Origin of the sequence: Kitasatospora sp. NPDC059803 (assembly GCF_042732255.1) — a bacterium.
Classification (GTDB): domain Bacteria; phylum Actinomycetota; class Actinomycetes; order Streptomycetales; family Streptomycetaceae; genus Kitasatospora.
Genome location: NZ_JBHWIJ010000045.1, coordinates 34004 through 41134 on the forward strand (window position 1 = coordinate 34004; position 7131 = coordinate 41134).

A 7131-nucleotide genomic window follows, 5' to 3' on the forward strand; every position below is an offset into this window, starting at 1 on the left:
TGGGCGTGGGCCCGATCGGATCCTGTCGCGCGCGGCGGTTTCCCGAACGTGTGTTTGCGTGGGTCCGCCCGGCGGCGGTCGGCCGGTGCATGTCACCGATCGCCCGGTAAAGGCTTGCAATCGGCCCCCGCCGCGCCATGATGTCCGAATGGTTGAAGAACTGATCACCTCCGACGCCACCACCCCGCGCCGCGTCGCCGACGGTTACGTCCGGGCCCTGGCCGAACTCGACCCGCTGACCGCGGTCTACCTGGGGTTCAGCCCCGAGGACGACCGGTTGCCCGACCTCTCGCCGGCCGGTGCCGAGGCGATCGCCGACCTCGGCCGCCGCACCCTGGCGGCCCTCGCCGAGGCCGAACGCTCCGACGCCGCGCAGGACGAGGCGGAGCGCCGCTGCGCCCGCCTGCTGCGCGAGCGGCTGACCGCCTCCCTCGCCGTCCACGAGGCCGGGGAGAACTTCCGCGCGGTGCGCAACCTGGGCTCCCCGGTGCACGAGGTCCGGGACGTCTTCACTCTGATGGGGACGGACACCGAGGCCGAGTGGCAGGTGGTCGGCCGCCGGCTGGCCCGCGTGCCGCTCGCGCTGGCGCAGTACCGGGAGACGCTGGCCGCCGGCATCGAGCGCGGCCTGCTGTCCGGCCCGCGCCAGGTGGCCACCGTGGTCGGGCAGCTCGGCGAGTGGCTGGAGGGGGACGTGCCCGGCGGCTGGTTCGGCGTGTTCGTCCAGGGCGCGCCGGAGGGCCTGCGCGCCGAGCTGTCCGGGCCCGCGCTGGCCGCCGGGGAGGCGTTGGCCGCCCTGCGCGACTGGCTGCGCGACGTCTACGGCCCGGCCGCCGCCGACACCTCCGACACCACCGGCCGCGAGCGCTACCGCCGCTTCGTCCGCTTCTGGACCGGCTCCGACCTGGACCTGGACGAGGCCTACGCATGGGCCTGGGGCGAGTTCCGCGACCTGCTCGCGCAGATGGAGGCCGAGGCCGAGAAGGTCCGCCCCGGCGCCGGCCCGATGGCGGCGATGAAGTGGCTGGAGGCGGACGGCCCGGCCGTGGAAGGCGCCGAGGCCACCCGGGTGTACCTCCAGGAGCTGATGGACCAGGCGGTCCGGGACCTCCAGGGCACCCACTTCGACCTGGCCGAGCCGATCACCCGGGTCGAGTCGAGGATCGCCCCGCCCGGCAGTGCGGCCGCGCCGTACTACAGCGCGCCCTCGCTGGACTTCAGCCGTCCCGGGCGGACCTGGCTGCCGGCGCTCGGCCGGGAGCGCTTCCCGGTCTGGGACCTGGTCTCCACCTGGTACCACGAGGGCGTCCCGGGCCACCACCTGCAGCTCGCGCAGTGGAACTACGTCGCGGACCGGCTCTCCACCTACCAGGTCAGCCTGGGCGGGGTGAGCGCCAACCTGGAGGGCTGGGCGCTGTACGCCGAGCGCCTGATGGACGAGCTCGGCTACCTCACCGACCCGGGCCACCGCCTCGGCTACCTCAACGCGCAGATGATGCGCGCGCTGCGGGTGATCGTCGACATCGGCATGCACGCGGGCCTGGACTTCCCGGCCGACTCCCCGTACCTGCCGGGCGAGCCGGTCAGTCCGGAGGCGGCCCGGGAGTTCTTCGGCCGGTACTGCGGCCTGACCCCCGACTACCTGGACAGCGAGCTGGTCCGCTACCTGGGCATGCCCGGCCAGGCGATCGGCTACAAGCTGGGCGAGCGCGCCTGGCTGCGCGGCCGGGCGGCGGCGCGGGCGGCGCACGAGGCGCGCGGCGAGGAGTTCGACCTCAAGGCCTGGCACATGGCGGCGCTCTCGCAGGGCTCGCTGGGGCTGGACGACCTGGTCGAGGAGCTGTCCGCACTGTAGGGCGGCCGCCGGCCCCGGGTCTCGTCCGCGAGTCCCGGGGCCGCTGGTCCTTTGGCCCGAAAAGGTCGATTTGGTGAGGTTTTTCCTTGCCATCCGTCCGTGCGGGAGCTTCGCTTGAAGGCGACTGCGTGACTTCCCCGACTGCGTGACCCCTCCGTACCCCTCCGGAAGGCTGACCAGTGTCTGCGCGAACCGCCACCGGTCATGAGAACGCGGACAGCCGCCGCTGGTGGGCGCTGGCGGTCATCGCCGTCGCCCAGCTCATGATCGTCCTCGACGTCACCATCGTGAACATCGCGCTGCCGTCGGCCCAGCGGGACCTGGGCATCTCCGACGCCGACCGGCAGTGGGTGATCACCGCCTACACGCTCGCCTTCGGCGGCCTGCTGCTGCTCGGCGGACGGCTGGGCGACCTCTTCGGCCGCAAACGCGTCTTCACCGTCGGCCTGCTGGGTTTCGCCGCCGCCTCCGCCCTCGGCGGCTCGGCGGACGGCCCGGCCATGCTCTTCGGCGCCCGCGCCCTCCAGGGCGGGTTCAGCGCCCTGCTCGCCCCCTCGGCCCTGGGACTGCTCTCCACCACCTTCACGGACCCCAGGGAGCGCAGTACGGCCTTCGGCGTCTTCGGCGCGATCGCCGCCGGCGGCTCCGCGCTCGGCCTGATCCTGGGCGGGCTGCTGACCGAGTACCTGGACTGGCGCTGGTGCCTGTTCGTCAACGTCCCGATCGCCGCCGCCGCGGCCCTCGCGGCCACCGGCCTCCTGGAGCGCGACCACGCCGCCAGGGGGCGCCGGGTCCGGCTCGACCTGCCCGGCGCGCTGCTCGGCTGCGGCGGCCTGCTGGCGATCGTCTTCGGCACCTCCGAGGCCGTCACCCGGACCTGGGGCGACGGGCTGGTGCTCGGCTCGCTGGCCCTCGGCCTGGCGCTGCTCGCGGTGTTCGTCCTGGTCGAGAGGCGCACCGCGCACCCGCTGCTGCCGCTGCACATCGTCGCCGACCGCAACCGCGGCGGCGCCGCCCTCTCGGTCGGCCTGGCCATGATCGGCATGTTCGGCCTGTTCCTCTTCCTCACCTACTACCTCCAGGTCATCAAGCACTTCTCGCCGGTGCTGTCGGGCGTCTCCTTCCTGCCCATGACGGCCGCCATCGTGCTCAGCTCGACCGGCTTCGCGGCCCGGCTGATGACCAGGGTGCCGACCCGGAACCTGGTCTGCCCCGGGCTGCTGCTCGCCGCGGCCGGCATGGCCTGGCTGACCCGGATGACGGTGGACAGCCCGTGGGCCGGCACGGTGCTGCCCGCCGAACTGCTGCTCGGCTCCGGCATGGGCCTGGTCTTCATGCCGTCGATGAACCTGGCCACCCTCGGGGTCTCCCCGCGCGAGGCGGGCGCGGCCTCGGCCACCATCAACTCGGCCCAGCAGGTGGGTGGTTCGTTCGGCACGGCGCTGCTGAACACGGTCGCGGCCAGTGCCACCGCGTCGTTCCTGGCCACCCGGATCGCCTCGTCGCCGGCGGTGCGGGCCCAGGCCACGGTGCACGGCTACGTGGTCGCGAACTGGGTGTCGACGGGCGTCCTGCTGCTGGCCGCGCTGATCGCCTTCCGGGTGATCGACCACCGGCCGGCGCCCGCCGTGACGACCGTCGCCCCGGTCGAGGTGCAGGCGGGGGCCCACCCGGCCGTCCCGGCAGAGCCCCGACGAGAACCCTGAAATTTTCAGCAAGACCTTGCAGCCAACCTCCGGCGCCTGCTTGACTCCTGGCCACCGTCCAGGGACCAAGGAGGCGCCGTCGTGCTGCCCGAGTTCGACCTGCTCGTCGTCGGCGGCTCCGGCGTCGACACCATCGTCCGGGTGGACCGGCTGGAGGTCCCGCCCGGCGACTCGCTGTTCGTCGGACCCGTCCGCGACTACGTCGGCCACACCGGCAACGGCGTCGCCCTCGGCGCCCACCGCCTCGGCCTGCGCACCGCCTTCCTCGACTTCCTCGGCGACGACCCGCAGGGCGCCCTGGTCCGCGCCTCCTACGAGCGCCACGGCCTGCACTTCGCGCACCTGGTGAGCCCGCACGGCACCCCGCGCGGGGTCAACCTGGTGGACGCCGCCGGCCGCCGGTTCTCCTTCTTCGACGGCCGCCACCCCGCCGACCTGCGGCTGCCGCCCGAGTTCTACCTGCCGTACGCGCGGCGCAGCCGGCACGTCCACCTCTCCATCACCGGCGTCAACCGGGACATGTACGCCGACCTCCACCGGCTCGGCCGCACCACCTCCACCGACCTGCACGACTGGGACGGCAGCAACCCGCACCACCGCGACTACGCGCTCGGCTCGGACCTGGTGTTCCTCTCGGTGGCCGGCTGCCGCGGCCGGCACGAGCAGGTGATGCGCGCGATCCTCGCCGAGGGCCGCGCCGGTGTCGTCACCGCCACCGCGGGCGCCGACGGCTGCTACCTGCTCACCCGCGACGACGACGAGGTGCACCACCTCCCGGCCGTCGACCCGGGCCGCCCGGTGGTGGACACCAACGGCGCCGGGGACGCCTTCGTCGCGGGCTTCCTCGCCTCCTGGTTCCGGGGCCGCCCGCCGCTGGAGTGCGCCCGGGCCGGCTCGGTCGCCGGTGCCTTCACCTGCACCGTCGCCGGGACGCACACCGCCTTCATCGGAGCCGAGGAACTGGGGAGCGCGCTGAACCGCTTACGCGCCGACGGGTGAGCTTTTTCTCATGGATATCCCAGCCGTCGGTAACGACCTTTCCAGGCTGAAGCGGCATAGTCGTTGATCGCACGCAGCCCCCGGGAAGCCGTCGATCACTGGCAGGAGAGACAGACATGGGTCAGCACAGCCGCCCGACGTCGCGCCGCCGCCGCAGCCTTCTGGGGCCGACCCTGTTCACCGCGCTCTCGGCGGTGGTGGTGGCCGCCGTGGTCACCGGCACGCACGGGCTGAGCCTGTCCGACGCGACGGCCGCCGGGAAGGCGGCCCGCAGCTCCCGGGCCGCCGTCGCGCCGGCCGCGACCGCGCCCGCATCCGAGGCGCCCGCCGCACCCGCACCGGTCGACGCCCCCGCTCCGACCGACAGCCCCTCCGCCGCCCCGACGGACGGCCCGACGGGCGGCCCGACCGACAGTGCGGGCGCCGGCGCGAGCGCCGACCCGGGCAGCACCCCGGCGGCCACCCCGACGCCCTCCGCGCCGGCCACCCCCGACACCCGCGGCGTCGTCCTCGGCACCACCGCCACCGCCGCCGCCACCCCCGAAGCGGCCACCGTGGGCGCGCTGTTCAGCGGCGCCGCGGCGGCCGGCAACCACTTCTGCACCGCCAGCGTGCTGCACAGCCCCGGCGGCAACCTGCTGCTGACCGCCGCGCACTGCCTCGGCAGCGCCGGCGGCGTCACCTTCGTCCCCGGCTACCGGGACGGCTCCGCCCCGTACGGCAGCTGGCAGGTCACCGCGGTCCACACCACCACCGGCTGGTCCCAGAAGGGCGACCAGGACGAGGACTTCGCCATCCTGGAGACGGCCCCGAACAACGGCCGCAACGTCGAGGACGTGGTCGGCGGCAACCGGCTCGGCGCCGACGAGCCCTTCGGCGCCACCGTCCGCCTCTACGGCTACCCCGGCGACGCCGAGGAGCCCCTCCTGTGCACCAACACCACCGGCCGGCAGAGCACCTACCAGCGCGTCATCGACTGCCCCGCCTACCCGTCCGGCACCAGTGGCGGCCCCTGGATCAACGTCGCCACCGGTGACGTGGTCGGCGCCATCGGCGGCTACCAGCAGGGCGGCGACAGCGACGACGTGTCCTACAGCGCCTACTTCGACCACACCATCGCCGGGCTGGTCTCCCAGGTCGAGGGCACCTCGTCCTGAGCCCGGTCGGGCCCGCAGCGCGCGCCGCCGACCGGGCCCGGACATGACGAAGGCCCAGATCTGTGGATCAACTCCACTGATCTGGGCCTCAGTTGCACTTCTTGCGAAGTGCCCCCGGTAGGATTCGAACCTACGCACCCGCCTCCGGAGGGCGGTGCTCTATCCCCTGAGCTACGGGGGCCTGCTCGATGTCGTCGGCGTTTCGGCCTCCGACGTGAAGAACACTACCAGGCTCCGGGCGTGGTCCGTGCACGGGTTTGCGGCGGGGGAGCAGGAGCGGGTGCGGGGTGCGTCGGCGGCGGGCGGCGGGGGCGGTGGAAGTGCCCAAAGGCCGGACGGGGCGGCGGGGGCGCCGATACCCTCGGTGAGGTGTCGGGAGTGTCCGGGCGGGTCCTCGTGGTGGACGACAGCGAGGTGATCCGCCAGCTGATCAGGGTCAACCTGGAGCTTGAGGGCTTCGAGGTGGTGACCGCCGCCGACGGCGCCGAGTGCCTGGAGGTGGTCCGCCGGGTGAAGCCGGACGTGGTGACGCTGGACGTGATGATGCCGCGCCTGGACGGCCTGCGGACGGCGGCCCGGCTGCGCGCGGCCCCGGGGACCAGCCGGCTGCCGATCGCGATCGTGAGCGCCTGCACCCCGGCCGATCTGGACCTGGGGGAGGCCGTCGGGGTGGACGGCTACCTCGGCAAGCCCTTCGACCCGGCCGATCTGGTGGCGCTGGTGCGGCGGCTGATGACCCTGGGCGGACAGCCGAGCGGGTTTCGCCCTGAGCGAACAGAGCGGACGGATCGAGGCTGACACCGCTGACGGGAGCGCCCGCGGGCGTCCCGACCGGCAAACCGGGTGGCGGGCGGGTACCCCGTCTCGCCTACGCTTGGCGTCGTGACACCCGCAGAGCTTTCCCAGGCAGTCCAGGCCGCAGTGAGCGCCGCCGTCGAGGCGGGCGAGCTGACCGTCGCCGTGCCCGAGCACGTGACGGTCGAGCGACCCAAGAACAGGGACCACGGCGACTACGCGATCAACGTGGCCCTCCAGCTCGCCAAGGCGGCCGGCCGCCCGCCGCGAGCCGTGGCGGAACTGCTGGCCGACCGCCTGCGAGGGATCACCGGCGTCGCCAAGGTCGACATCGCCGGGCCGGGCTTCCTGAACATCACCATGGACGCCGCGACCCAGGGCGCGCTGGCGCGCACCATCGTCGAGACGGGCGAGGCCTACGGACGCAACGAGGCGCTCAAGGGCCTGAAGATCAACCTGGAGTTCGTCTCCGCCAACCCGACCGGCCCGATCCACATCGGCGGCGTCCGCTGGGCCGCCGGGGGGGCGGCGGCGGGGGGCGGGGGGGGGGGGCCCGCGGCCCCCCCCGACCCCCCCGAATACACGATAAACGCCGCCGCGGGGGCGAAAACAATATCGC

At 73.9% G+C, this 7131-nt stretch carries 5 protein-coding genes, 1 tRNA gene and 1 pseudogene; 6 read left to right on the forward strand and 1 reads right to left on the reverse strand.

Features of this window, described 5'->3' with window-relative positions:
* The first annotated feature begins 148 nt into the window (after nucleotides 1–148).
* The 4 genes from ACFV6I_RS10610 to ACFV6I_RS10625 all read left to right on the forward strand — a co-directional run bounded on the left by ACFV6I_RS10610 (nucleotide 149) and on the right by ACFV6I_RS10625 (nucleotide 5717).
* Nucleotides 149–1855, forward strand: a complete 1707-nt coding sequence (locus tag ACFV6I_RS10610) for a DUF885 domain-containing protein (protein ID WP_380424415.1) — start codon at nucleotides 149–151, stop codon at nucleotides 1853–1855.
* A gap of 263 nt (nucleotides 1856–2118) precedes the next feature.
* Nucleotides 2119–3561: an MFS transporter gene (locus ACFV6I_RS10615; RefSeq protein WP_380424421.1), complete on the forward strand. Its 1443-nt coding sequence runs from the start codon at nucleotides 2119–2121 to the stop codon at nucleotides 3559–3561.
* An 81-nt stretch (nucleotides 3562–3642) separates the two neighbouring features.
* Entirely contained in the window at nucleotides 3643–4560 is a 918-nt protein-coding gene (locus tag ACFV6I_RS10620) for a carbohydrate kinase family protein (protein WP_380424417.1), read from the forward strand.
* 116 nt (nucleotides 4561–4676) lie between these two features.
* The gene (locus ACFV6I_RS10625) at nucleotides 4677–5717 is read left to right on the forward strand and encodes a trypsin-like serine peptidase (protein ID WP_380424419.1); all 1041 of its coding nucleotides are present in this window, start codon (nucleotides 4677–4679) and stop codon (nucleotides 5715–5717) included.
* Between the two features lie 109 nt (nucleotides 5718–5826).
* Here the strand turns inward: ACFV6I_RS10625 and ACFV6I_RS10630 are convergent.
* Nucleotides 5827–5898, reverse strand: a tRNA-Arg gene (locus tag ACFV6I_RS10630).
* 197 nt (nucleotides 5899–6095) lie between these two features.
* On the opposite strand from ACFV6I_RS10630, the gene ACFV6I_RS10635 reads away from it, so the two are divergent.
* Together ACFV6I_RS10635 and ACFV6I_RS10640 are read left to right on the forward strand one after the other, a co-directional pair.
* Nucleotides 6096–6515, forward strand: a complete 420-nt coding sequence (locus ACFV6I_RS10635) for a response regulator (RefSeq protein WP_380424423.1) — start codon at nucleotides 6096–6098, stop codon at nucleotides 6513–6515.
* Nucleotides 6516–6599: 84 nt separating this feature from the next.
* Nucleotides 6600–7131, forward strand: a pseudogene (locus tag ACFV6I_RS10640) (arginine--tRNA ligase); the annotation flags it as partial.